The sequence below is a fragment of the Ancylothrix sp. D3o genome, assembly GCF_025370775.1.
Taxonomy (GTDB): Bacteria; Cyanobacteriota; Cyanobacteriia; order Cyanobacteriales; family Oscillatoriaceae; genus Ancylothrix.
On record NZ_JAMXEX010000005.1, the window covers coordinates 367,042 to 393,229 of the forward strand.

Genomic DNA, 26,188 nt, shown 5'->3' on the forward strand with positions numbered 1-26,188 from the left:
AAAAAATCTCGTGGGGGAAGAAACCAAAGAGCCAAAATGTACAGATAAGAACACAAGCCAGGGTGGAATTGTTGGCAGCGGCGAATCTTAAAATAGCGAGTGCTTTGTTTTAAGCAGAGCTTTATAACCAGGCGCAAGATTTTGCGAATATCGCCCGCGAAAAAGCTGAACAGTTAGAATAAACTTTGCATTAATTGCAGCAAACTTAAGCATAATTGATTCAGCCTGAGAAAATTTTTTGTTTCGGTCAAATGGTGCCGGGGGTAGCGCAGAAAATTAATAAAATGATAGGATGTTTATATAGGTTGAAAATCTAAAATCTAAAATCTAAAATCCGATCATGTTTATGGAAAGTAAGGAATCGGCAAAGCCAAGTTTTAACCGGCCTGAATTATTGGCACCGGCGGGAAATTGGGAATGTGCTAAAGCGGCGATTGAAAATGGTGCGGATGCTATCTATTTTGGCCTAGAACGCTTCAATGCTCGAATGCGGGCCGAAAACTTCACTCAGGCTGATTTACCGGAATTGATGGAGTTTTTACACCGGCGCGGTGTAAAGGGTTATGTGACTCTGAATACGTTGGTTTTTGGGGGGGAACTCTCACAAGCGGAGCAGTATCTTCGCACAATTATTAATGCTGGGGTGGATGCGGCGATTGTACAAGATATAGGAATTTGCCGGTTGATTCGTCATTTATCCCCGGATTTTCCGATTCACGCTTCTACGCAAATGACGGTGACAAGTGCGGCGGGTGTGGAATTTGCAAAAAGCCTGGGCTGTGAGTTGGTGGTGCTGGCCCGCGAGTGTTCGCTGAAAGAAATCACTAAGATAAAGCAACAGATAAGCGAGAGGGGTGTTTCGTTGCCTCTGGAAGTGTTTGTGCATGGGGCGTTGTGTGTGGCGTATTCGGGTCAATGTCTCACGAGTGAGTCTCTGGGCGGGCGTTCGGCGAATCGTGGTGAGTGTGCCCAAGCTTGTCGGATGCCTTATGAGTTGCTTGCAGATGGGGAAATAGTAGAACTTGGTGAGCGAAAATATTTGCTGAGTCCGCAAGATTTGGCTGGGTTAGATGTGTTGCCAGATTTGGTTAGAGCGGGTGTGAGTAGCTTAAAGATAGAAGGACGTTTGAAAAGCCCGGAGTATGTGGCGAATGTAACTAAAGTATATCGGGAAGCGCTGGATCGGGTGATAACTGAGATGGCGGGTTCTGCTTTAGAAGGTGTAAATTCCCAATCTCAGGAAAAATATAATTTAGAAATGGCATTTTCTCGTGGGTTATACACCGGCTGGTTTCAAGGAATTAATAACCAGGAATTAGTTCATGCTCGTTTTGGCAAAAAGCGAGGGGTTTATTTGGGGGAAGTGACGCGAATTTGTAAGGAAAAAATCAGTGTAAAATTGCAGGTGCCGGTGAAACCGGGGGATGGGGTTGTGTTCGACAACGGACACCCAGAAGCAGCAGAAGAAGGGGGGAGAATTTATGAAGTTGAACGGCAAGGAAAGGAAACAATTTTAGGCTTTAGTCGGCAGAGTTTTAATTGGCGAAAAGTTAATATTGGCGATAAAGTTTGGAAAACCAGCGATCCAGAACTTGACCGGCATCTACGGCAAACTTTTACGGGGGAAAACCCACTATTTACGCGGCCAATTTCTCTGGAAATTCACGGGGAAGCGGGGGGATTTATGAGTGTGATTGCCCGTGATGAATTGGGAAATATTGTGCAGGTTGACTCGGCAATGGCGCTGGTGGATGCACACAACAAACCGCTGACTACGGAACGGCTGCAAGAACAATTTGGCCGGTTAGGAAATACGCCGTTTTGTTTAGGAACTTTGGAAAATTTGATGGTGGGGGAATTGATGATGCCGGTGAGTGAATTAAATCGCTTGCGGCGAGAAATTGTTGCTCAACTCGAAGCGATGCGATCTGCACCTAAACGCTGGGAGTTACGGCAAAATGTTTCGGTGGCTGATTTATTGCCCAAAGCAAATGTTACATTATCCCCGCCGCCTGAATTAATTGTTTTGGTGCGTAATTTACGGCAGTTAGAAGCTGCTTTGAAAGCCAAGGTTGAAACGCTTTATTGTGAGTTTGAAGACCCGCAAAAATATAAAGAGGCGGTGCGGATGGTGCGGGAAAATCCAACCACAAATAATCAAAGTATTTGGGTTGCGCCACCGCGTATTACGAAACCGTCAGAAAATTATATTTTGCAACAAGTTAGTGATTGTAATGCGGATGGGTATTTGCTGCGAAATTATGACCATTTGAAGTTTTTTGCCGGTGAACGTTGTCGGGGAGATTTTGCGCTAAATGTGGCTAATCCTTTGACGGCTGATTATTTTGTTAATCGTGTTGGCTTGGAACTTTTGACGGCTTCTTATGATTTGAATATTCATCAATTAGAGGATTTAATTGCCGGTTGTCCTCCTCATTGGTTTGAAGTCACAATTCATCAGCGAATGCCAATGTTTCACATGGAACACTGTGTTTTTTGTGCTTTTCTTTCAACGGGAACTGATTTCACGAATTGCGGGCGCCCGTGCGAAAAATATGAGGTAAAATTGCGTGATCGGGTGGGCACAGAGCATATTTTACAAGCGGATGCCGGTTGTCGGAATACGTTATTTAATGGCAGTGCTCAGACGGGGGCTGAATATGCGGAACGTTTGTTACAGCTTGGGGTGCGTTTTTTCCGCATTGAATTTTTGAATGATACTCCTGATCAAGTGATAGAAACTATTGGCAGTTATCGCAAGTTGTTACGCGGTGAAATTAGCGGTGATCAATTGTGGCAAGCTTTGAAGTTGCTACCAAAATTGGGGGTGACTCGCGGTTCTTTGGGGATGCAGGGAATGAAAACAGCTAAAGTTTAAAAAAAGGCCGGTTGGGTTGAGGAAGGGGGCGGGAACTCTTGCTGGGTTTGCATACAGGCGCTTCGCCTTTGCCAAAGAGTGGCACCGCCCCTACATCAAGAATTAGTCATTACCATTTCTACGAGTTCAACGCAAACTTGGTTGAGAAATTCTGAGTCTACTTGTGGCGGTAATTCGGTTTTGACTGTTTTGATTTCTTCAAATAAGTTTTCGGCTATTTGTTTGACTTCTTCGTAGGCAATATCGCCGTTACGAATGGAGAGCAAATAGTCGGCATCACCGGCTTTTTTGCGGTTGACTGAAAGTGTGCCTTTGGTTAAAATTTCAATTCCCATTTTCAGTAAACGGATGCTATGAGCCATGTGTTTTGCGTCATACCCACATTTGCTTTCTAAGGCTTTTCTTTGGGGGTTTCTGCCGGCTTTCCATTTAGAATATGCTTCCCATTCATTCAAGGCTTGCCGGTAGCCTTGGGAAACGTGCAACAAATGAATGAAATTATCGGTTGCTCGCGTATATTCTTTGACTTTTGGTAATAAGTCGGCTGGGATTGGATGCTGTTTGATGATGCCTTTGTAATCGATTTTTTCTAGCAGCAATGTCCGCAGTTCTTCGGTGGGTTCCATAAACTCTATGCAGTCTCGCACGAGCATATATAGGAATTCCAAAAAAGCGTTAATTTCTGATTTGGTTAAAGGCCGGTAGTCTTGTTCATGCAGTCCAAAATCTTGGGGTTCTGGTTTTTTTGATGGGGGATTTAGTAACCATTTTCGATGACTTTCTACTCGTTTGACTTGTGCATAAGCATAGCCAACAAAAGATGAGCGGACTTTTTGTGATAAAAAGGCAGAACGGTAAGAAATCAGTTTTTCGGCAATGGGAGAAAGGTGGATATAAAATTCTCGATCCATCCAGAGCATTTCTAAAATGTTGGGGTTATTAGAGCCAATTAAAGTTAAAAATTTTCGCAGTTCATAGACGGTGCAATCTTTGGCTGTATCAAGCATTGGATATAGGCCGGTTCCTGGTTCTGTTGTCCAGCCTGTGTCTTTTTGTTCGATGTTTTTAAAGCCTAAATAATAGTCTTTTGGGGCAATAAATATGCCTTTGTAATCAAAATCTGAGGCCGGTGTTGCTGTTCCGTAAGCTTGGCTGCCGGTGAGGGCGAGTAAAATTATGCCTGCCTCTACGCTTTTTCTGTCCATTGATTCTCCTTTATCGCCTTAAAATCGCCTTGTATTTTTTAGTGTTACATAAATAATACACTAAGATTCACCGGCTGTAAATACAGTTGCCGATGGCCGGCTGATACAGGCGGGCCGGCAGACATTGCTGCCAGTAAACCTGCATATATAGCGTTTTTCTGATCAATGGGGCATAGGATAAACCCGGTTTGTTTTAAAAAGCAGGTTTTTAGAATTCTTCGTTTACTTCATCGAAGTTAAAACCGCTATAACTTGAGACTGAGTACAAATTTATCCCTTTAGAAAGAAGTCAAATTGACCGGCAACTCGCTACGGTGAAGACTGTAATATAAAAGCCGAAAAAGCAAAGCAAACTTTGAGAGAAAAAACATGATAGGAACGAACGGAACCCTTAAAAAAAGGGTAGCCATTCTCATTGAAAATGGCGTCGAGGATGACGAATTTCAAATTCCTTATAAAGCCTTACAAATGGCGGGATTTGAAGTATTAGTTCTCGGTTCTCGCATGAATGAAAACTATGTGGGAAAAATGGGAAAACTCACCATGAAACCCGATGGCACCACCACAGAAGCAATGGCATCACAATTTGATGCAGTGGTGATTCCTGGGGGGATGGCTCCGGATCTGATGCGAACCAACCCTAATACGGTGCGTTTTGTCCAAGAAATTATGGCACAAGGCAAACTCGTTGCCGCAGTTTGTCACGGCCCGCAAGTGTTAATTGAAGGCGATTTATTGAGAAATAGAACAGCGACCGGCTTTTTATCAATTCGCAAAGATATGATGAATGCGGGGGCAAATTATGTCAATGAGCCGGTGGTCATTGATGGTAACTTAATTACCTCTCGCCAACCCGGAGATTTAGCCTTTTTTACCACAGCAATTTTAAATTATTTAGGCTACAGTGGCAAAGATGCCGCACTTCCCGAATTAGCCGATACCAATGCTGAATGGTGGAAACTTGCCGATGCTTGGGGTGGTTCAACAAAAGGCGATATTGTTAAAGCTTTGAATACGGCTTTGGCGGGAGAGCGTTATTCGAGTGAGTCGTTTGGAAGCTACGCAGAAAAAACTTCTGATAGCGAATTGCGCTCGTTGCTGCTTGATATGATTCAAAATAAACAGCACCACATCCAAATGTTAGAAGCGCGTCTGGCCGCATTGGGAGAAAGCCCTTCTATTCCCGCCCAAGTTGCTGATAAATACGCCAAACTTAAAGCGGCTGTCACCGGCAGCGATGATATCTTTTTGCTGCGGAGTACGCTGGGAGATGTGCAAACCGGCGTCGTGGATATTAACAACTTGCGAATCAAATTTACCGACCCCGTTTCAACCCAAATTTTCACAGACATTGAAACGGATATGGCAAATTATGAGCAGTGTCTTGCCGCACTTTACAAAAAACGGATGTTTATGGCGGGTGAAGTTTTAATGCCGGCCAAACCTTCCACCAGTCCTGCTGTGAAAATGTAGGTTTTTTTCCAGGCGAGGGAGACTGAGGTTACAGAGAAAACCTAGTCTGCGAATTCCTCGGCGATTCTCTGTGTTACAAAAATCTTGAATCTTTGAAGAGGCGAAATTATGTTGTTGAAAGAAAAAGAGTCTGGTGATTTGGTGAAAATTGTCGATGTGGATGCCTTGATTATTCCTACTCGTAAAGAAGTTGCCGGCTGTATTCAGGCCGGTCAGGAAGAACAAGATCCGACAAATTTTGATAAAAATCAGTTAGTTTTTCCTTCGGGAGAAACGCTGCCTCGCTGTTGGGTAGATGCTGAATATCAAAGCAGTTAAAAGCGATTTATGAAGCTTTAAAAACCCGGTATTTTTAACAATACCGGGTTTTTGAGTAATCAGATTGATTGGTTATTCGTCGATTTTTTCGATAACAATTTGGAGGTGTGCCACCAACGCACCCATAGCACCCACCGCCGCTACAATTGGAAAAATAGCCGTTGCGATGGCGCCGCCGACAACTCCAACGGTGAGAGGAAGTTCAATAAGAATTCTTCCTTCGTCGTTTTTGATAATAATGCGGCGGATATTGCCTTGGTGGATGAGTTCTTTAACTTTGGAAACAAGCGCATCGCCGGTGATTGTAAATTCTTCGATGCGGACTTTTTCGCCGAAGTTGGCTTGCGTTTCAATGCGTTTGACTTCGACTTCAATGTCTTCGAGTTGTGGTGGTTCTGTGGTAGTTACTACCACCGGCTCGACTACTTCAATGGGCCGGTCAAATGATTCTGTCATGTTTGATTTCTCCGAGTTTTGGCTTGAAATTTTGGTCGTATTTACTTTTATAGTTTTTTCCAGTATGACTGCCCAAAAGGCCGGCTGGAAATTTTGTGAGATTTTGTCTTTGTTTTAATTTTAGCACCGGCTTTTTGAATCGCCCTTCACGGAAGCGAGGTTTGTAATAAATTTATAACTTTTGGTAGAAAACAAATCAGCAGCAGTATGATTAGCAAATAGTTTAGGACTTTGGCCAGGTAAAGTATAGGGTTGTTCCTTGACCTTCTTGAGACTTTAACGAGATGCTTCCGCCTTCATTTTCAACAATTTTTTTAACTAAAGATAAACCTATGCCGGTGTTTTCTCTATGGTCGCGGGCCTGTAAAGTTTGGAAAATGATAAAAACTTTTTCGTGATATTCTTCGGAAATGCCGGGGCCATCATCAGTTACGCTAAATTCATAAAAATTTTCGCGTTCTTCGACGCTGATTGTAATTTTTCCATCTAAGCGGTCGTGATGTTTAATGGCGTTGCTAATTAAATTAGAAAAAACTTGCTGTAACAGCAAGCGAGGGGTATTTAAAATTGGCATTCCGGGGCTAATTACAATTGTAAAACCGGCGGGAGGTGAAAGAGAATCTATCATTTCCCTGAGTAAATTTTCTACAGCAACAGTTTCCGATTCTGTTCTGAGCCGGCCTACGCGAGAATAGTGTAATAAGCCATTAATTAAGTTTTCCATGCGCTGCACTCGCCCCCGCAGCAGTGCCATTTGATGTTGAGTTTCTTCGGTCATTGTCTCGCCGAGGTCTTCTTCTATCCATTGAGAAAGATTAGAAATTGCTCGCAACGGAGCTTTTAAATCATGGGAAGTTACATAGGCAAATTGATCAAGTTCTTGATTGCGTTTTTCTAAAGCATAATTGGTGGCAGTCAGAATTTTTGTCAGCCGCGCCAATTCATCAGCACGAGATTTTAATTCCTCCTCAGTTTGTTTTTGGGCACTAATATCTATCATTAAACCGCGCACTTTTTGAACATTTCCTTGTTCATCTTGAACAATATAAGCTTTATTTCGCAGCCAAACTACCCTGCCATCGGCAGCAATACAGCGGTATTCCAATTCGTGATCGCGGCCTTCTAGCGTTTCTTTATAAGCAAAATCTCCCGCCCACTTGCGGTCATCAGGATGAAAAAGATTCTGCCAAAAATCACTTTTCTCAAGCCACTTTTCGACCGGGTAGCCTAAAATGCTTTCGGCACTTTGGCTGACAAAGGTAAAGCATTGGGTAAACGGATCAGCTTCCCAAAAAATTGCATGACTTAAACCATTAACTAAATCTCGAAAACGCTGCTCGGTTGCTTGGGCTTCAAGACGTGCTTGTTTTTCCCTTCTTAAAAGTTCATCTTTGAGGCGGGTGGCTGCTTCAAGTTGAGCAGTACGTTCACTGACGCGAGTTTCTAGTTCGGTATTGAAACGGGCAATTTCTGCGGCTTGCCTTTTAACTTCTTCTGTTTTTTTAAATAACTCAACAAATACTTTAATTTTTGACAATAAAATCGTAGGCTCAAGGGGTTTAAAAAGATAGTCTACCGCTCCCAGGGAATAACCCTGAAAAATAAATTGATCACTTTTGCTAAAAGCGGTTAGAAAAATAATCGGGGTATTGCGCGAACGCTGTCTCTGACGGATCAGGGCTGCGGTTTCAAAGCCATCAATGCCGGGCATTTGGACATCAAGCAAAATGACGGCAAAATCTTGATTCAGCAAACAACGCAAGGCTTGCTCGCCGGAAGTGGCTTTGACAAGATTTTCGCCCAAGCTGTCGAGAATTGCCTCCAGCGCGAGGATATTGTTGGGATTGTCATCTACTAAAAGAATGTTGACTTTAAAATTTGTAGGCATAGGAAGATAGTTTAGGGTTTAGATTTTAGTTTTAAGATTGCCAATTTAACTTTTTACATTTTACATTTTAAACGCTTTGAGGAAAAGTGTGTTTTTTAAGGCGTTATCGGCAAGTAAAGCGTGAAGGTACAACCTTCATCAGGAGTGCTATGGACAGAAATTCTGCCGCCATGAGCTTCGACAATTCTTTTGGCTATCGCAAGTCCGAGGCCAGTTCCGCCTTTTTTGCGAGAGGCATCCCCGGTATAAAATTCTTCAAAAATATGAGGTAGATCGCGTTCGCTTATTCCTGCACCTTGGTCGTGAATTTTTAACGCCAGCCAATTACTCTCTAACCGGCCCACCAGAGAAATTTGAGTTTGGGAGGTTGAGTATTTCATGGCATTATCAAGTAAGTTTAAAAAAGCTTGTAAAAGTCTTTCGGGGTCGCCATAAATTTGCACATCGGGCACTGTACATTTAATGGTGATAGAATGTCTTTTCATTCGCAATTCTACGGCTTGAATTGCGCGAGCCACCAAGTATTGTACGCTAACAAATTCTTTTTCTAAAGGCGCTACACCGGCATCCAGTCGGCCTAAGTCCAGCAAATCTTGAATCAAGCGAGACAGGCGTTCGGTTTCGTCTAAAGTGGTGCGAATAAACCGCCGCCGCAGTTCCGGATCTTCACCGGCACCCATTTCCAGCGCCTCCAGCGTCACTTTGACATTGCTCACCGGCGTGCGGAGTTCGTGAGAGGCGTTAGCCAAAAAGGCCCGCCGCTCATTATCCAGAGAAGCCAAGCGCTCGCTCATTCGGTTAAGTTCAAAGGCAAGCTCGTTGAGTTCATCACTGCCAGAAATGACGAGTTTTTCGCCAAATTGACCGCCTCCCAAGCGCACCGCAAAGTTACGCATGGCCAGCACCGGCATCGCCAGAGAGCGAGCAAACCAAGCGCTGATCGCTCCAGACAGCAACAGCGTTATCCCCAAGGTTGCCAAAATCGTCAAGCTCACAGCTTGAAATTGTTTTTGAAACTGAGTTAAAGTCAGCGACAACCTCAACGCTCCTAGCAGGCGACCATTTCGTACAATAGGGCGTGAGATATAGAGCCGGTCTTCATTACTGAGGATTCCTTTTCCATAACCTTGCACGGTTTTATTTTGCAGCGCTTCCTTGATACCCGGAATTTCTAACCAGTTGGGAACCTGCTTGTCAACAGAGGGGGTGGAGGTGGACAACAGGCTGCCATTGGCCGAAAATACTCGCAGTGTCAGGGTTTCAGCCGCGCCGTAGCGTTGCACTAGCTGGTCTATGCTAGAGAGATTCTTATTTTCCATCGCATCAGCGACGCTTTCGGTGAGGGCGCTTGACCAAATATCTAATTCGTTTTGTTTGGTATTCATAAACATGGTGTAAAACGACCACAGCAAATAGCCGGTTAAAACCGAAGTCGCCAGCCCTGTCAGCGCCAAATAAGTTGTTAAAAGTTTAACCCGAATTGAATTCCAATTAACGCCCATTTTACATTGTCTCTAATAAATTATTGGGGTGATTTTTCAAGAATTTAGGGATGATTTTGGCGCTTGGTTCGCCGCAAAATTGCTTCAATTCTTGCTAAAACTTCCCGGAGATTAAACGGTTTAGTCACATAATCATCTGCACCGGCTTTTAAGCCCCAAATTTTATCAGCATCGTGGTCTTTTGCCGTCAAAATTAAAATAGGCACATCCGAAAAAGCCCGAATACGCCAGCAAACTTCCATCCCATCCATTTGTGGCAGCATCAAATCCAAAATAATCAAATCGGGCATTTTTTGCTTAATCAATTCCAAAGCCGTCACGCCATCCCCCGCCGTTGTGACTTTATAGCCTTCTTGAACTAAGCCAAAACTCAGGCTGGCGCGGAGCGGTTCTTCATCATCAACTAATAAAACGTAGTGCATGATCCTAGGTAAGAGGTAATTGGTAATGGGGAAACGGGTAATAATTAGCTGTTTCCCCTTAGCAAAAGTTATTGAGATAACCAAACACGCAATAAAGAAAGCAATTGCTCAATATCGACAGGTTTAGTGATGTAATCTGATGCACCGGCACTCAAACATTTTTCTCGGTCTCCTTTCATCGCTTTGGCCGTCAGCGCGATGATCGGCAAGCCTCGAAATACATTAATTTGACGGATAGCTCGCATCGTTTCATAACCATCCATTTCTGGCATCATAACATCCATCAACACGACATCAATATCGGGCGTGCTTTGCAAAATCGCAATGCCGAGCTTGCCATTTTCTGCATGAAACACCTGCATATGATAACGCTCTAAAATGCTCGTCAAAGCAAAAAGATTTCGCACATCATCATCAACAATCAAAACTTTCTTGTAGGCTAACACTGGATCGCTTCCTGCCAATTCTTCCAGCATTTGTTGTTGCGCTGTCGGCAAATTATCTTTAACGCGGTGCAGAAACAAAGAAATTTCCTCAAACAACCGCTCAGGCGTTCCCACTTGTTTAACCGGCAAAATCCGCGACAGGCGTTTAAGTTCTTTTTGCTGTTGTTCATTCAAATCATTTTCTGTATAAACAACCACCGGAATTTCTAACCCAAACTCAGGTATTATTTCGCCAATAAGTTCCAGACCGTTTTGTTGGGGTGAACTCATATCAATAGCAATACAATCAACCTGAGCACTGCTTAAAACTATCCGCGCTTCCGCAGCATTTGAGGCGCAAGTGGTCTGCACATCACTGTTACCAATCAACTCAACAAAACTGCTGGCTTTATCGGCATCACTTTCTATCAAAAGCAACTGCTTGACGCTGCGATCTAAATAGGTTTTAATCTTGCTTAAAGCCCCAAGAACAGCCTCGCGCGTCACCGGCTTTTGTAAATAAGCCAAAGCACCCAATTTCAAAGCCCGATTTCGGCCTTCATCCACAGAAATAATATGAACAGGAATATGACGAGTATCCGGGTCATGTTTCAAACGATCCAAAATTGTCCACCCATCAATTCCGGGTAACCGAATATCCAGCAAAATTGCCGAAGGTTTATACTCCCGCGCCATAGCCAAACCCGTCTCGCTGCGGTTAGCCACCAACGCTTTAAAACCTTCACCCTTCGCCAAATCTAACAATATCCGCGCAAAACTGATATCATCTTCCACAATCAAAAGTACCCGCTCACCAGGCTTAATTTCACCGCGATCATCGGTCAAAATACTCGATTGTTGAGATGTCAACAGCAACCTTTCTGGATCATTCACAGGAAGTTGAGGAAGAGTAGGGATTTTTACTTCCTTGTTTTCCTCAGCGGTCGTTGCTGAAAAATGCAGTATTTGTTCTTCATCCGCGTTTTTTTCTATCAAAGACTCCGGGTAAGTATGCGGCATATAAAGCGTAAAATTACTTCCCTCACCCAGGAGGCTGGAAATCGTAATTTCTCCTCCCAACAACTCAGCAATTTCGCGGCTAATAGACAATCCCAAACCGGTACCGCCATATTTCCGAGAAGTAGTTCCATCCGCTTGCTGGAAGGCTTCAAAAATAATTTTTTGCTTTTCTGGGGCAATTCCAATGCCGGTGTCACGCACAGAAAAGGCCACCACTAAATTAGCAAAATTCAGGGTTTCCCGTTCCGTACTCCAACCCGAACGCGCCGGATAAACCTGCAAACTCACTTGACCTTGATCCGTAAACTTAAACGCATTTGAAAGCAAATTCTTCAGCACTTGTTGCAAACGTTTTGAATCGGTATAAACCGCTTTGGGCAACCGCTCATCAAACAAAATCGTAAAATTCAAACCCTTATCTTGCGCCACCTGATAGAACGTTCGCTCTATTTGACCTTGCAAATCAGAAAACAGCAGTTGATCCACCTCAATTGACATCGTTCCCGATTCAATTTTTGCCAAGTCCAAAATATCATTAATCAACGCCAGCAAATCCGCACCCGCCGAGTGAATTGTCCGCATATACTCCACTTGTTTTGGAGTCAAATTGCCATCGCTGTTATCTAACAACAACCGCGCCAAAATCAGCAAACTATTCAGCGGTGTTCGCAACTCGTGAGACATATTTGCCAGAAACTCCGACTTATATTTAGAAGACAGCGCCAACTGTTCAGCTTTTTCTTCCAAAGACCGGCGAGCCTGTTCAATTTCTCGATTTTTCCGCTCAACCTCTTGATTTTGCAGAGCCAAAAGTTGCGAACGCTGCTCTAATTCCTCATTCGTTGCTTGCAATTGTTCCTGCTGATTTTTCAGCAATTCTTCTGACGCCTTCAGCGATTTTGCTTGCTGTTCCAAACGCTGGTTGGTTTCGCGTAATTCGTTTTGCTGACTTTGCAATTCTTCTGCCAGAGATTGCGATTGCTTCAGCAATTCTTCTGTCCGCATACTCGCTGCAATCGTATTCAACACAATTGCAATACTTTCTGTCAATTGGTCTAAAAACGTTAAGTGAATTTCACTAAATCGGCGGAACGAAGCCAACTCAATCACCGCCGTTACTTGACCTTCAAACAACACCGGCAACACCACCACATTCAGCGGACTATACTCACCCAAACCGGAACTAATTTTAATATAATTCTCCGGCACTTCGGTAATCAAAATCCGCTCTTTTTCCAACGCACATTGACCCACCAAACCTTCGCCTAAATGGAAGCGATTTGATAAATGTTTGCGTTCCCGATACGCATAACTGCTGAGTAGCTTCAAAAACAATTGAGGTTCTATTGCATCCATCAAATAAAACACCCCATGTTGCGCTCCCACCAACGGAGCCAACTCCGACAAAATCAACTTAGAAACCGTTTCTAAATCCCGCTGACCTTGCAACATTCGGGTAAATTTCGCCAAGTTGGTTTTCAGCCAATCTTGCTCAGTATTTTTCTGCGTTGTTTCGCGTAAATTAGCAATCATTTGGTTGATATTATCTTTCAAGATTGCCACTTCGCCTTGAGCTTCCACTGAAATTGACCGCGTTAAATCGCCTTTTGTAACCGCTATTGCCACCTCTGCAATCGCTCGTACCTGCGTTGTTAAATTCGCTGCCAATTCATTTACGTTATCCGTTAAGTCTCGCCACGTTCCCGACGCACCCGGCACCTTGGCTTGACCGCCTAATTTTCCTTCTATTCCAACCTCTCGCGCCACCGTTGTCACCTGGTCAGCAAAGGTAGCAAGTGTATCAATCATTTCGTTAATCGTGTCGGCTAAGGTAGCAATTTCGCCCTTTGCTTCCAGCATTAACTTACGCTTTAAATCACCGTTTGCAACCGCCGTCACGACTTTAGCAATTCCCCGCACTTGTGCTGTCAAATTGCCGGCCATTGAGTTAACGTTATCCGTTAAATCTTTCCAAACACCGGCCACCCCTCGCACATCTGCTTGACCGCCTAATTTTCCTTCCGTTCCTACTTCCCTCGCAACCCGTGTCACCTCAGAAGCAAACGAATTAAGCTGGTCAACCATTGTGTTAATAGTGTTCTTCAAATCGAGAATTTCACCTTTAACATCAACGGTAATCTTTTTAGAAAGATCGCCATTTGCCACCGCTTTTGTTACCTCGGCAATATTTCGCACCTGGCCGGTTAAATTGCTTGCCATCGAGTTAACATTATCGGTTAAATCTTTCCAAGTTCCTGCCACCCCGCGTACATAGGCTTGCACCCCTAATTTCCCTTCGGTTCCCACCTCCCTTGCAACTCGTGTCACCTCCGATGCAAAGGAACTTAACTGATCCACCATTGTATTTATGGTGTTTTTCAACTCTAAAATTTCGCCTTTAACATCAACGGTAATTTTCTTAGAAAGGTCGCCATTTGCCACCGCCGTCGTCACTTCGGCAATGTTTCGCACTTGTGCAGTTAAACTGCCGGCCATAAAGTTTACACTGTCCGTTAAGTCTTTCCAAGTACCGGCTACCCCTCGCACTTCTGCTTGCACACCTAATTTTCCTTCGGTTCCCACTTCCCTCGCAACTCTTGTTACCTCCGATGCAAACGAATTAAGTTGATCCACCATTGTATTAACGGTGTTTTTCAACTCTAAAATTTCGCCTTTAACATCAACAGTAATTTTCTTAGAAAGGTCGCCATTTGCAACAGCGGTAGTAACAGCAGCAATATTTCGTACTTGGGAAGTTAAACTGCCGGCCATGAAGTTTACACTGTCTGTTAAGTCTTTCCAGGTGCCGGCAACCCCCCTTACATCTGCTTGTACACCAAGTTTTCCTTCGCTTCCCACCTCACGGGCAACTCTTGTTACTTCTGAGGCAAAAGAACTCAATTGATCAACCATTGTATTAATGGTATTTTTGAGTTCTAAAATTTCACCTTTAACTTGAACTGTGATTTTTTTCGATAAGTCGCCGTTGGCAATAGCTGTCGCAACTTCGGCAATATTTCGCACCTGGCCGGTTAAATTTCCTGCCATTGAATTTACACTGTCGGTTAAGTCTTTCCAAGTACCGGCAACGCCTCGGACTTCTGCTTGCACACCTAATTTTCCTTCGGTTCCCACTTCCCTTGCAACTCTTGTTACCTCCGATGCAAACGAACTTAATTGATCAACCATTGTGTTAATGGTGTTTTTCAATTCCAAAATTTCGCCTTTTACATCAACAGTAATTTTCTTAGAAAGATCACCATTCGCAACTGCGGTGGTAACTTCGGCAATATTTCGGACTTGCGAAGTTAAACTTCCCGCCATTGAGTTAACATTATCGGTTAAATCTTTCCAGGTTCCTGCTACTCCTTTTACTTCTGCTTGTACGCCTAATTTTCCTTCGGTTCCCACTTCTCTTGCAACCCTTGTTACCTCAGAAGCGAAGGAGTTAAGTTGATCCACCATTGTATTAATGGTGTTTTTCAACTCTAAAATTTCACCCCGAACATCAACAGTAATTTTTTTAGAAAGGTCGCCATTTGCCACCGCCGTTGTCACTTCGGCAATGTTCCGAACTTGTGCAGTTAAGTTGCCGGCCATTGAGTTTACAGAGTCGGTTAAATCTTTCCAAGTACCCGCAACTCCTCGCACATCTGCTTGCACACCAAGTTTTCCTTCGCTTCCTACATCTCGCGCCACTCTTGTTACTTCTGAGGCAAAAGAATTAAGCTGATCCACCATAATATTTATGGTGTTTTTGAGTTCTAAAATTTCCCCTTTAACATCTACTGTGATTTTTTTCGATAAGTCTCCATTAGCAATTGCAGTGGCAACTTCGGCAATATTTCGGACTTGTGCTGTTAAATTGCCGGCCATCATATTCACAGATTCGGTTAAATCTTTCCAAGTACCAGCAACGCCTTTAACTTCTGCTTGTACACCTAATTTTCCTTCGGTTCCCACTTCTCTTGCAACTCTGGTTACTTCAGAAGCAAAAGAGCTAAGTTGTTCCACCATTGTGTTAACAACTTGAGCAGTTTGTAGAAATTCTCCTTTCAGGGGCCGGCCTTCTATTTCTGTAGGAATCCTAGGGGATAAATCGCCATTAGCAACGGATCTTAACACTCTGGCAGTTTCGGCTGTTGGTTGTACTAAATCTGTGGTTAAGGTGTTGACAGAATCAACACACGCAGCCCAAGAACCGCCGGCACTTCCTAAAGAAGCTCTCTGATTAATTTTGCCTTCTTTGCCAACAACATTACTAATGCGTTCTAATTCGGCGGCGAGTCTTTCATTAAGTTCGATAATATCATTAAGAGTGTCCGCAATTTTTCCAGCCATGCCGGTCTGGTCGATTGGCATTCTCACAGAGAAATTGCCTTTTTTAACTGCAACTAAGGTTCTTAATAGCTGTTGGTGATCGAGTTGTTCGGTATCTTTCGCGGTTTGTGTAGTTGTCATGGTCTGAGTCTTACAATTAAGTGTTAAGATTTATAACAAGCTGTAGCCGATGCGATAAGGAAAATAAAACTGATAATTGAGCAGGCTACCCCAACAAACATTTATTCAGAGAATAGTCTAACCTTATCTCTATGCAAGGAGATATGCCGAAAGGATGATTTTTGACAAAGTAAACATGGCCCCATCAAGGGCAACCACACACGCCATTGCCTCTACAAAATGCGGCAATAAAAATCCTTTGATCCTAACAAATGATAAACTTCATATAACAGTGGTCATTTATCATCTGCCTTTTTTTGCCAATGACTAATAACAAATGACCAATGACTAATAACAAACAAAAATTTAAAAACTTCTCACTCCCACCGGCCCATCTTTAAAATAATTCTGTGGATCTTCCGCTACCCAACCCATTTGAGAAGAAGAACGCACCTCAAAATGTAAATGCGAAGCAGTAATATCAGGAATGCCCGTTTTTCCCACCGTTCCTAAAACCTGACCCCGGTTAACTTGCTCACCCACACGCACAGAAATGGAAGCCAAATGAGCATAACGAGTTTGTTTACCAGAAGCATGATTAATCACAATTAAATTGCCATAATTTCCCTGCATCCCCGCAAAAGCAATAATCCCCTCACCGGCAGCCAAAACCGCAGTACCTTCTTTTGCTTCTAAATCTACACCCGCATGAAAACCCTGGATATTTCTTAAAGGCATAAACTGCAAACCATACCCCAACAAAACAGGAGCTTTTTGAGGCAAAGGATAACCACTAATAACCCCCGCCGCCACTTCCACCGCCCGCTGAACTTCCCGATTATTTTGAGAACTATTCACCCCCGGAATAAACACAACTTCTTGAGGTTCCACACAACCATTTACCTCAAACAAAACATCAGCCCTAACATTATAAATTTCCGCCAAACTTTTCCAACTTGTTCCCGGATTCGTTGCCACTTGCCGGCCATTAAAAGGCGGAATTAAAATCACCTCCCCAACACGCAAACCCCCATTTCTCAAACCAGGATTCATCCCCACCAAAGTCGCCGGTGTCAAATTATACTGCCTTCCAATACTCTCCAAACTTTCCCCCGCAGCCACACGATGAGACTTAACCCGCGATAAAGCCGGTGCAGGACAATTACCCGCCATATTTTGTGCCAAAACCGGCCCTACCTCCAGCCCCAAAAACCCAATCAAAACAAAAAACCAAAATCTCATAACAAAATTCATCCCCATTCATCTGCGTTAATCTGCGTTCATCTGCGGTTAATTAAATCTTCCGCAACTCATCCATCAAACCAAACCTAATATCCCGACCTTCCCCTAACACCTTCACCCCCACTTGTTCAGCCGTCAAAAAACCCAAACCCGTCTCCTTACCCGTCAACAAAAAATCAGTCATCGCCACCCGATAGCGCCTATTTTCCTCAAGCACTTTCCCCCCAATCAACCAACCACTACCATCAGCACCCCGACTAACATTAGCCGTATGCAAAAAACCACCCGTTCCCCGATTTGCCAAACCTTGATCCAAAACTCGCTTAAGCAAAATTCCTTCCAACTCAACCCCCACAACCTTACCCCCAAAAGGCAAAATTCTAATCACATCATACTGCGTCACCGGCCCCGGCGGAATCACATCATCAATCCGAATCGAACCCCCATTAAAAATTGCCAAATCAGCATTTTTAACTTCCCGCAACATTCCCTTAGCAATCACTTCAGTTAACATAGTTGACATATTCCGTACAGAAGCCTCCAAACCATCCAAAGGCATCGAAGCATTTGCCACTATTTCTTCAGGTTCAAAACCACCGGCCCGGAAAGCAGCAAAGCCTTTTTCTACCCATTCCCTTACCACCCTATTTGTTTCGGGATCTTCCGCAATTTTCGCCGTTATCGGTTGAATTGTCGAATTTACTTCTAATTTCTTATTAGGCCAATTATAACGCAAATTATGAATATAAACCGTGCGGACATTCGCATCAGCCTTAAACAATGGAGTTAAATCATCTCCTCGCCATTGCTGGATATTTTCGTGTTCGTGCCCGCCTAAAATCACATCAATTTCTGGCACAACTTCCGCCAGTTTTTGATCCAACGCCAAATTTAAATGCGTCACCGCCACGATAATATCAACCTTTTCTTTCAGCGCTTTAACTTGTTTTTTTGCAGCTTCAATGGGATCGCTATAAGTAACATAATTTGCACGATTACTGTCAATTGTTACGCCAATTAAGCCAATTTTGAGCGAGTTGTTACCAGTTTTTACATTAATAATTTCTGTAGCAGGAATCCCCGGAAAAGGTTGGCCGGCAGCATCAAAAACATTACTTGAAAACCATTTAAACTTTGATTCTTTTAAGCGAGACAAAAATTGTTTTTCTTTTAAATCAAATTCGTGATTGCCAAAAGTTGCATAATCCAAACCCAAAGCATTTAAAACCGCCACCATTTGTTGACCGGCCAAAGGTTCACCATCTACCTTAGCAGTTCCCAAAGCCGAAGGGCTAAAAAAATCCCCAGCCAGGATAGTATAAGTGTTAGGATTTTGCCCTAAAAGCTGTTTACGCAGGGTAGCGACGCGAGCAAGTCCACCCGCTTTACCACCACTGACAGGAGTGATTTCATAGACATCATTAAACTGCAAAAGAGTGATATTTGTAGGTTCTGCAGTAGCCGGTTTAATTAAAAAAATTCCCAGAATAAAAATAATTGGTATAAAAAATTGCCATTTAATCTTCATTTTTTCTTCAGACATTCAACAACTTGTAAAACCCAAGGTCGGGGCGACCCCAAAGACCGCCCCCCATTTGCTTTTAAGCGTTATTTTTGTGCAGGAAAAAACGATACTTCTGTTGTTTCAGAAGCCGATTTATTTTCCGTCACAGGCTTACTTTCCGCTTCCGCCTTTTCCCGATCTTCTGTTTTATGTTCTTCAGGATTTGCAGCGGATGCCGGTAATTTAAACTCAGGTTTGAGACTAGGATGCAAAATTTCTGGTTCTGCTTCAAAGTTAGGCTCAATCTCTAAAGGTTGGTCAGTGATGCCTAACAAATCATAGTACATCTTGACATATTCCTGCGCTGAATTCGTCCAGCTAAAGTCTTGATTCATTGCCCGTATTTGCAGCTTTTTCCACTCATCTTTGAAACGATAAGCTTCAGTGGCTCGCACCATTGAGGTAAATAAATCAAGAGGTTCGTAACGATCAAAACAATAGCCGGTTCCCTCATCATTGAAAGGATCATTATGAGAAACCGTATCAACTAAACCGCCGGTGCGCCGCACAATAGGAATGCAACCATAGCGCATCGCTAACATTTGGCTAATCCCGCAAGGTTCAAACCGGCTCGGCATTAAAAACCCATCACAACCGGCATAAATTCGCCGCGATAAAGCATCATTATGCAGCAAATAAGTTGCCATCCGACCCGGATAGCGAGAAGCCAATTCCCACATCGCCGTTTCGTAATAGCGGTCGCCCGTACCAAGCAGGACAAATTGCGAATCGGTATAAGCCATATAGCGGTCTAAAATCTGCAAAACCAGATCCAGACCTTTTTGTTCCACAAGCCGGCCTACCAACCCAATTAAAAACGCACCTTTATTAACTTCTAAACCCACCTCTTCTTGCAAAGAGATTTTGTTAACAATGCGTTTTTCGAGAGTCTCAGCGGTGAAATTTTCGTTGATGTAACGGTCAGTTGCCGGATTATAACTTTGAGTGTCAATACCGTTAAGAATCCCGTTTAATTTGCCGCTGATATAAGAGATCAAACCTTCTAATTTTTCTCCGTAGCCGGCAGTTTTAATTTGTTCAGCATAGGTAGGAGAAACCGTCGTCACGCGATCAGCAAATTGTACAGCCGCCGCCATTGTATTGTGACCTTGCATATACCAAGGACACCAAGTAATTTTTTCCAAAAACCAGCGCCAGGGCCCTTGATAAGCGAGGTTATGAATGGTGTACACCGTTTTGATGTCTGGGGTGGAGTGCATCCAGACAGGAATCATGCCGGTGTGCCAATCATGGCAGTGAATGATATCTGGTTTCCAGTAATTCCAGGCAAACTCAGCCGCCCCATTCGCAAAAAACGTGAACCGCCAATCCTCATCGTCTCCGTAGTAAACGCGGCGTGGCGAAAACGAGGGATGGCCAAATAGATACAAAGGGACATCCGAATTCGGAAAAGTCGTCCGGTAGACCTTAAAGCTCTGAAACATCGCTTCACCCGACCAGACCGGCACTTTCGGAACATCCACTTTATCTTGAATAAAGCCATAGTAGGGCATGAAGATGCGGACATCATGGCCCATTTTTCGCAGATATTTGGGCAGAGAACCAACAACATCGCCCATGCCGCCCACTTTTGCCAGGGGAGCCGCTTCTGCGGCAACAAATAATATACGCATTCGTTTGGCGTTGCCTGATATGGTGACTTTGTACCGTAATCATACCTGTCTAGTAGCACAGCCGCGCCACCCCGAACGATTTTTGATTTCTGATTTTTGATTTTTGTGGGGATATAAAATGCTAAAAGCTTGAATAGCAAAGGATTTTAGCTTTTTAAACCTTTTCCCAACCAAGAGAGCGACTTTACCAATTTCCGCAACAAAAATGGTTTGGATGAGAAACGGTATCGCATGGCACAACATTCAGGCCGGTTTTTTGAATTTTGCCACCATTGAAAAACCGGCCATTTTGCTCAACTCCTCCGCAAAAAGCCGGTTTCTCAAAAGCCGATTATTTTGATTGTTTCAGCAGTACCACAACTTCTTGTAATAAACCTATTGCTTTCTCTAATTTTGTAACAATCTGATCATTTTTTGTCTCCGTTGCCGGGATCGTGCTTTCGCCAGAAGCAAGGCCAATGGCATCCTTATCGCTAACGCTAACAGAATTCCCTGTTTCTGGTTTGGGTTGTTGGGGTGTTGGCGGTGTTGTCTGATTTGTCAATTGATTAATCAAACTCATCAAATCATTATCTCGCCGCAGCCATCCTTGGAGAAACTTTTGCTGAGTAGCATTTTGTTTAACTCGTTCATGCCGAAAATTCATCCGATTTTGGCAATAACGTTTAGCAGTTTCGCTATTATTATTTTGCTGCAAAGCCGCTGCACTGCGGGGGCCAAAATTTCCATCGGCTGTTAACCCACCAATGGCTTCTTGCAAAAATTTAATACTGCTGCGGACACTGAAATTTACCGCCGTATCAAAATGCACAACTGCCAAAGGCAAACACATTAAATCTGCCTTAGAAGCCAACCAGTAATCTTCAAAATAAAGATTTTCTACCTCAGCCTCGGTAACTTTTCCCACCGGCTGCGAAGGCAAATTTTTGCGCTTACGATAAGTATCATAAGAAGCCTGACTGATGCCACGATAAACCGTTCCTGCTAAATCATCTGGGTGGCCGGCGCCCCCTTCCCATTTCAGTGTAAATTGCAATGCAGTTTTAAAAGCATCTGTTGTTTGAGTCATACTTTTGTCCGTCAAATCTCAAGTTTTCCCTTAACTTAAAGCTTCGCTTACTTTTTCCTTTCCCCCGGAAAACTTTAGCTAAAATTTATACTTCGGGCCGGTTCGTGAGCCGCCATTGGTGATTGCCTACTGTTTGGTGGCGAAGGGGGAAGAATTTTTCATTTTTTCTCCATGAATTCCCATTCAACAATTTACAGCCACCCCACTTATTTCCTCTCAATCTACTTCAAAACTTTCGGCAAATTTATCTAAAAATTCGTCTAATACTTCTGAAGAAATCGCTAGGTTGACATCTTCCCCATTTTCTTTTTTAGAGCGATTAACTCCCACGACTTCACCATCTAAATTAATGAGAGGCCCGCCGGAATAGACGGAATTAATTGCTTTATTAGTTTCCAAAATTATCACTCCTATTTCATCTTCCTTTTCTCCATAATTATCGGGATAGCGAATTTGTTGAATTACCCCTTGGGAGATGAGCGAAGAAAATTCCTCCACAGGATGTGCCACTGCAATCACCCGCTGGCCGGCATCCACATAAGGACAAAATTCTAAAACAGGGTATTCTGGATCGCCGCTTTCAGTTTCTACGCCGGTTTGGGGGTCAATAGTATAATCGGTAGCCAGCAAAATTGCTAAATCTAATTCTGAGTTGCCGGTGAACACAACTTGAGCAATTCTCAACTCGCCTCTATCGGTGGCAACTAAAACTAATTCCCCCTCATCTTCCTCATAAATTGAATTTTCATCCGCTATTTTTTCAACCAAATTGTAGTTGGTAATAATCGCGTCAGAATCTACAAAGAAACCACTTCCTGAAGCAATTTGCTTTTGGGTTTGCCAATTTATTACATATATGGAAACCACCGACGGCAAAACAGTTGCCACCACTTCGGCCAGTTTTTTGTCTTGCGCCTTCAGCGCTTTAAATTGTTGTTCTAAAGCTTGATTTTTCCTTTCTATGCAGCGGTGAATTGCCTTTAGGGTTGCTTTTTCTAACACTAAATGCTCATTCGCCTCGCTCATCTCCAACCCTTTTTTCATCACGACTTAGCCCTCTTCAAAAGTTTTAAAAAAATTAAGTGCTCATTGTTCATTTTTCTCAAAACTTAGGCCCAACAAATTAACGATTGGCTTTAATTTGCGGGCAAGAAAGATTTGTGCTTGAGTAAAAATATGAACAATGAACAAGGAATATTAACCTCGCTGAATTTCTGCAAAAATCTTATCAAGAATATCTTGAGCGCCTTGATTTCGCAGTTTATTTGCCAATTCAATGCCGATTTGCTCAGCACTTTCTCGGTGACCGCTGACGATATCTTTCACCAAAAGCTTACCATCCAAACTTGCCACCATGCCGGTTAAGGTGAGTTGGTCGTTTTCAATGGTACTATTCACCCCTATAGGCACTTGACAACCGCCTTCGAGGCTGCGTAGAAACGAGCGTTCGGCATAACACCGGTGGGCAGTTTCCAAGTGTTCCAAAGGCTTCAAGATTTGCAAAATTTCGTTATCACCTAAGCGACATTCAATTCCCAGAGCACCTTGTCCCACAGCGTGCAAAGAAATTTCTGCGGGGATGACTTGATGAATGCGATCAGCCATTCCTAAACGCTGTAAACCCGCCACTGCCAAAATAATCGCATCATAACCGCCTTCATCAAGTTTAGCGAGGCGAGTATTGAGATTTCCCCGGATATCTTTAAATTCTAAATGGGGGTAATGGTAGCGTAGTTGAGCGAGCCGACGCAGGGAAGAAGTGCCAATAATTGAGCCGGCGGGTAAGGTTTCTAATTGTTTATCTTTGTGTTTTTCATGCACTACAAGTGCATCGGCTGGGTTTTCGCGTTCGGTGACGCATCCTAGTATTAAACCTTCTGGTAAATTGGTGGGTAAATCTTTGAGAGAATGCACAGCTAAATCTGTTCCTTTATTGAGCATTCCCACTTCCAATTCTTTTGTAAAAAGACCTTTATCACCAATTTTTGCCAGGGCAACATCAAGGATTTTGTCGCCTTGGGTAGACATTGTATGGACTTCAAAAGTGCAATCTGGAAAATGTTTTTGAAGTTGTTCTTGTACCCAGTAGGTTTGCACAAGCGCGAGTTGACTTTTGCGAGAACCGATGCGGACAGTACGAGGTTGAGCAGAAACGGTAGACATAGAGTAGTTATGGGGGTGGATAAGCGCCTTTACCAGCAATGCGGTTAGCGTCGGCAAACCGCTTGTAGGGACACGGCGGGGGTTCCTACAGGTTTTGTGGTTACGCTAGAGACACAATCTTTTAGTTTAAACGATGCCGGTGCATGACCCCAATAGGTCAAGGCCAAAATTTCGCTCGTCAAGTAGAGATGATCAAGGGTTGCCGGCCGGTGGAAGTGATCTTGTTATCTTAGGACTTACCTAACAAAACCGGGTTTCAACTGAAAAATTGTCGGTTTGCCAACGCGATATCTAGGCAAAACTTTGGAATAAGCGTCCTCGTGCTTAAGTCTTGTATATGTTGTCAATAAAATATGCAGTTGAGCAGACAGTACCGCCGCTTTCTCCATTAGAAAGCCTACCGGTTAGAAATTCAGGGCCGGTGTAAGGAAAGTGGGTAGCGCCGCTCTGAAAAATTGAGAAAGGTTGAGAGCGTTTAGCTGTGTAGCAGCTAAATTTAATAAGGAATGAAAAATAAATAACTTAATGAATTACTCTGGTTGGGGGACGGCTCGATAATTCCATTTGGGCAAATATTGGTCAAAAACAATTTGCATAGTATTTTGGAAATTATCAGCCACCTTTCGACCAGTTTTATAAACTTTCTTAAGGATATTTACAGCTACAGATAGTCCCATTTTAGGTTGAGTTTTTTCGACGAGAGCTTTGACTAATTCTAAACTTGGGAAAATTACTCCTTGACAAGCCCTGGTAATATGAGTAAAAAGTCGATGTTCTCTGGGATTATATTTAGACGTATAAGGAAGGTAATGAGCAATTCTGATTTCAATTCCTATTTCATTATTAACTAATTTCTGCAAATCGTCTTTGAAAATATAATGATTAGCATTATTACTACCTCCCCCATCACATTTTGCCAAGATAGAATTAGCGTTAGGATAGGTGGCTTTTCCATAAGTATTCCCCCAATTTTTCAAATACTCACAAGCGACTTTACTGGTATTTTTACTATTTTCTAAGGTGATGTATCCTCGGTTTTGTTGACAATCATAAATACCATGTGGGAGCACTTTACCGTGACCTAAACTCGAAAAATAATGATCGAAAGTAGTAACCGATTCCTTTGTATAAAGAGTTCCTAGCCGATATAAATTTCCTAAGATTTCTTTCTTTTTGGTATCAAAAATAATAAAATTGTCTTCCTATCTATAGTATTTTCAAATGAGACATGAAAAAGCATCATAGTTTTTGATATTAGGAAAAGTAAACAATTTTAAATCAACTAAAAGCTTAAACAGTCGCTTCATAATGGTAAAGTTTCTACAGAAGCGGTAACACCGTCTAAGTAAGCTTTTCAATGATAACCACACTGATTCAATTGGATTATTTTCAGGAGCATAAGGAGCAAATAAATAACAAGTCACTTTCCATTCTTGGGGAGGTAAATCCTGATTAATTGTCTCCAGTAAGCAGCGGATTAGCTCGCTTCTATGATAGGCCGCTCCGTCCCAGAAAATAATAATTTGTTTTTCTGGATTAAGTTTAATTAGTTCTTGAATAAAGTCTACTGTCGAATCGCTATTTCCTGCTTGATAAGCGCGCACAATTAACTCTTGGTTTATCAGTTCTAAAGCCCCATAAGAAGTTTGGCGATTCTTTTCATTAATAATCGGTATCTTTAATCTTTTTTGGCTGTCTCCCCATAAATGACTAATTAGATCTCCTTCTAATAAGTGAACTTCGTCTACGGCATACACAGTAACCTCTCCCGACTTAATCTTCGGCATGAATTTTTCTAATATAAACTGGATTTCTTGATTTTTTTTCTTCACGACTTCAGGGTCTTTACGAGGGTTCTTTTTTTGCGCTTTGCAGCAACTAATCTTAGCTTCGGCAAGTAAGCTATAATAGCTGGTTGGGGACTGAAAAACTACGTCATATTGCTCAATTAAATAACACTCTAGTTCTGACAAGTCCCAATGTTCTTGTTGTTGGAGCCAAGCAATTACGGCTTGCTTTTCCTCTCTACTCAAATAACTTTGGCTGCCTTTATAAGAGAATTTTATTCCTTCTATCCCGGCTGACTTAAATTTTTTTTGCCACTTAGTAATGAAGCTTTTTGATACATTTAGAGTTGTGGCAATCATTGAATATATCCAACCCTGTAAGGCAAGTTTTACCGCTAATGCTCTCTTTAATTCTCTTGAATCTGGATTACTTTTTATCAACTTATCTAATTCTTTAATTACCCTTTTTAGTTCTAGGTCTTCCATAATATTTTTTCCCTGAACATATTTTATTTTACCATTCCCTAGTCACTTTTGTTTACATCTCATTTAAAAATGCTATATATAATATTGCATTAAGTTTAGCTATGTTTTTAAATTGATTATCCCGATTTTTAGTAGTTTGTATTGTTTGCTTTTTTGGAAATTTTTTTTACATATCCATGCTTTTTTAATAATTTGGCAACTAAGGGGAGACTAATT

General features: G+C 42.7%; 18 protein-coding genes. 4 read left to right on the top strand and 14 right to left on the bottom strand.

The genetic code is table 11. The features are described 5' to 3' along the window. The first annotated feature begins 346 nt into the window (after positions 1-346). Positions 347-2,878, top strand: a complete 2,532-nt coding sequence (locus NG798_RS12785; RefSeq protein WP_261223164.1) for a U32 family peptidase — start codon at positions 347-349, stop codon at positions 2,876-2,878. A gap of 95 nt (positions 2,879-2,973) precedes the next feature. Here the strand turns inward: NG798_RS12785 and NG798_RS12790 are convergent, their stop codons facing one another. Then, entirely contained in the window at positions 2,974-4,083 is a 1,110-nt protein-coding gene (locus NG798_RS12790) for a DNA polymerase beta superfamily protein (protein ID WP_261223166.1), read from the bottom strand. Positions 4,084-4,452: 369 nt separating this feature from the next. On the opposite strand from NG798_RS12790, the gene NG798_RS12795 reads away from it, so the two are divergent. Next, positions 4,453-5,556, top strand: coding sequence for a DJ-1/PfpI/YhbO family deglycase/protease (locus tag NG798_RS12795; RefSeq protein WP_261223168.1), 1,104 nt, complete (start codon positions 4,453-4,455; stop codon positions 5,554-5,556). Positions 5,557-5,664: 108 nt separating this feature from the next. Beyond that, positions 5,665-5,874, top strand: coding sequence for an acetyltransferase (locus NG798_RS12800; RefSeq protein WP_261223170.1), 210 nt, complete (start codon positions 5,665-5,667; stop codon positions 5,872-5,874). A gap of 72 nt (positions 5,875-5,946) precedes the next feature. Here NG798_RS12800 and NG798_RS12805 read toward each other — a convergent pair whose 3' ends face one another. The 8 genes from NG798_RS12805 to glgA form a co-directional block, all read right to left on the bottom strand. After that, positions 5,947-6,330: a DUF4342 domain-containing protein gene (locus NG798_RS12805; protein WP_261223171.1), complete on the bottom strand. Its 384-nt coding sequence runs from the start codon at positions 6,328-6,330 to the stop codon at positions 5,947-5,949. A gap of 223 nt (positions 6,331-6,553) precedes the next feature. Then, a complete protein-coding gene (locus NG798_RS12810; protein ID WP_261223173.1) occupies positions 6,554-8,218 on the bottom strand; it encodes an ATP-binding protein in 1,665 nt (554 codons plus the stop codon). Positions 8,219-8,313: 95 nt separating this feature from the next. Next, the gene (locus tag NG798_RS12815; RefSeq protein WP_261223174.1) at positions 8,314-9,720 is read right to left on the bottom strand and encodes a cell wall metabolism sensor histidine kinase WalK; all 1,407 of its coding nucleotides are present in this window, start codon (positions 9,718-9,720) and stop codon (positions 8,314-8,316) included. Between the two features lie 44 nt (positions 9,721-9,764). Next, positions 9,765-10,142, bottom strand: coding sequence for a response regulator transcription factor (locus NG798_RS12820; RefSeq protein ID WP_261223178.1), 378 nt, complete (start codon positions 10,140-10,142; stop codon positions 9,765-9,767). Between the two features lie 68 nt (positions 10,143-10,210). Next, a complete protein-coding gene (locus NG798_RS12825; protein WP_261223195.1) occupies positions 10,211-16,048 on the bottom strand; it encodes a HAMP domain-containing protein in 5,838 nt (1,945 codons plus the stop codon). Between the two features lie 345 nt (positions 16,049-16,393). Then, complete coding sequence (locus NG798_RS12830) at positions 16,394-17,269, bottom strand: M23 family metallopeptidase (RefSeq protein ID WP_261223198.1); 876 nt, start codon at positions 17,267-17,269, stop codon at positions 16,394-16,396. A gap of 52 nt (positions 17,270-17,321) precedes the next feature. Further along, positions 17,322-18,812 (bottom strand): bifunctional UDP-sugar hydrolase/5'-nucleotidase, encoded by a 1,491-nt coding sequence (locus NG798_RS12835; RefSeq protein ID WP_261223201.1) that lies wholly within the window; start codon positions 18,810-18,812, stop codon positions 17,322-17,324. A 65-nt stretch (positions 18,813-18,877) separates the two neighbouring features. After that, positions 18,878-20,467, bottom strand: a complete 1,590-nt coding sequence (gene glgA / locus NG798_RS12840) for a glycogen synthase GlgA (RefSeq protein WP_261223204.1) — start codon at positions 20,465-20,467, stop codon at positions 18,878-18,880. A 214-nt stretch (positions 20,468-20,681) separates the two neighbouring features. On the opposite strand from glgA, the gene NG798_RS12845 reads away from it, so the two are divergent. Next, on the top strand, positions 20,682-20,807 hold the full coding sequence (locus NG798_RS12845) for a hypothetical protein (RefSeq protein WP_261223208.1): 126 nt from the start codon (positions 20,682-20,684) through the stop codon (positions 20,805-20,807). Here NG798_RS12845 and NG798_RS12850 read toward each other — a convergent pair. From NG798_RS12850 to NG798_RS12870, 5 genes are all read right to left on the bottom strand, one after another. Beyond that, complete coding sequence (locus tag NG798_RS12850) at positions 20,799-21,536, bottom strand: glycoside hydrolase family 108 protein (protein ID WP_261223210.1); 738 nt, start codon at positions 21,534-21,536, stop codon at positions 20,799-20,801. The two genes, NG798_RS12845 and NG798_RS12850, sit on opposite strands and share 9 nt — an antisense overlap. A gap of 216 nt (positions 21,537-21,752) precedes the next feature. Next, the gene (locus tag NG798_RS12855; protein WP_261223213.1) at positions 21,753-22,562 is read right to left on the bottom strand and encodes a serine protease; all 810 of its coding nucleotides are present in this window, start codon (positions 22,560-22,562) and stop codon (positions 21,753-21,755) included. A gap of 171 nt (positions 22,563-22,733) precedes the next feature. Further along, positions 22,734-23,699: a hydroxymethylbilane synthase gene (gene hemC / locus NG798_RS12860; protein WP_261223216.1), complete on the bottom strand. Its 966-nt coding sequence runs from the start codon at positions 23,697-23,699 to the stop codon at positions 22,734-22,736. 530 nt (positions 23,700-24,229) lie between these two features. Next, positions 24,230-24,889 (bottom strand): ISAzo13 family transposase, encoded by a 660-nt coding sequence (locus NG798_RS12865; protein ID WP_317619595.1) that lies wholly within the window; start codon positions 24,887-24,889, stop codon positions 24,230-24,232. Positions 24,890-24,916: 27 nt separating this feature from the next. Continuing rightward, positions 24,917-25,972 carry an IS630 family transposase gene (locus NG798_RS12870; protein WP_261223218.1) on the bottom strand — a complete coding sequence of 352 codons (1,056 nt, stop codon included), beginning with the start codon at positions 25,970-25,972 and terminating at the stop codon, positions 24,917-24,919. Positions 25,973-26,188 lie beyond the last annotated feature (216 nt).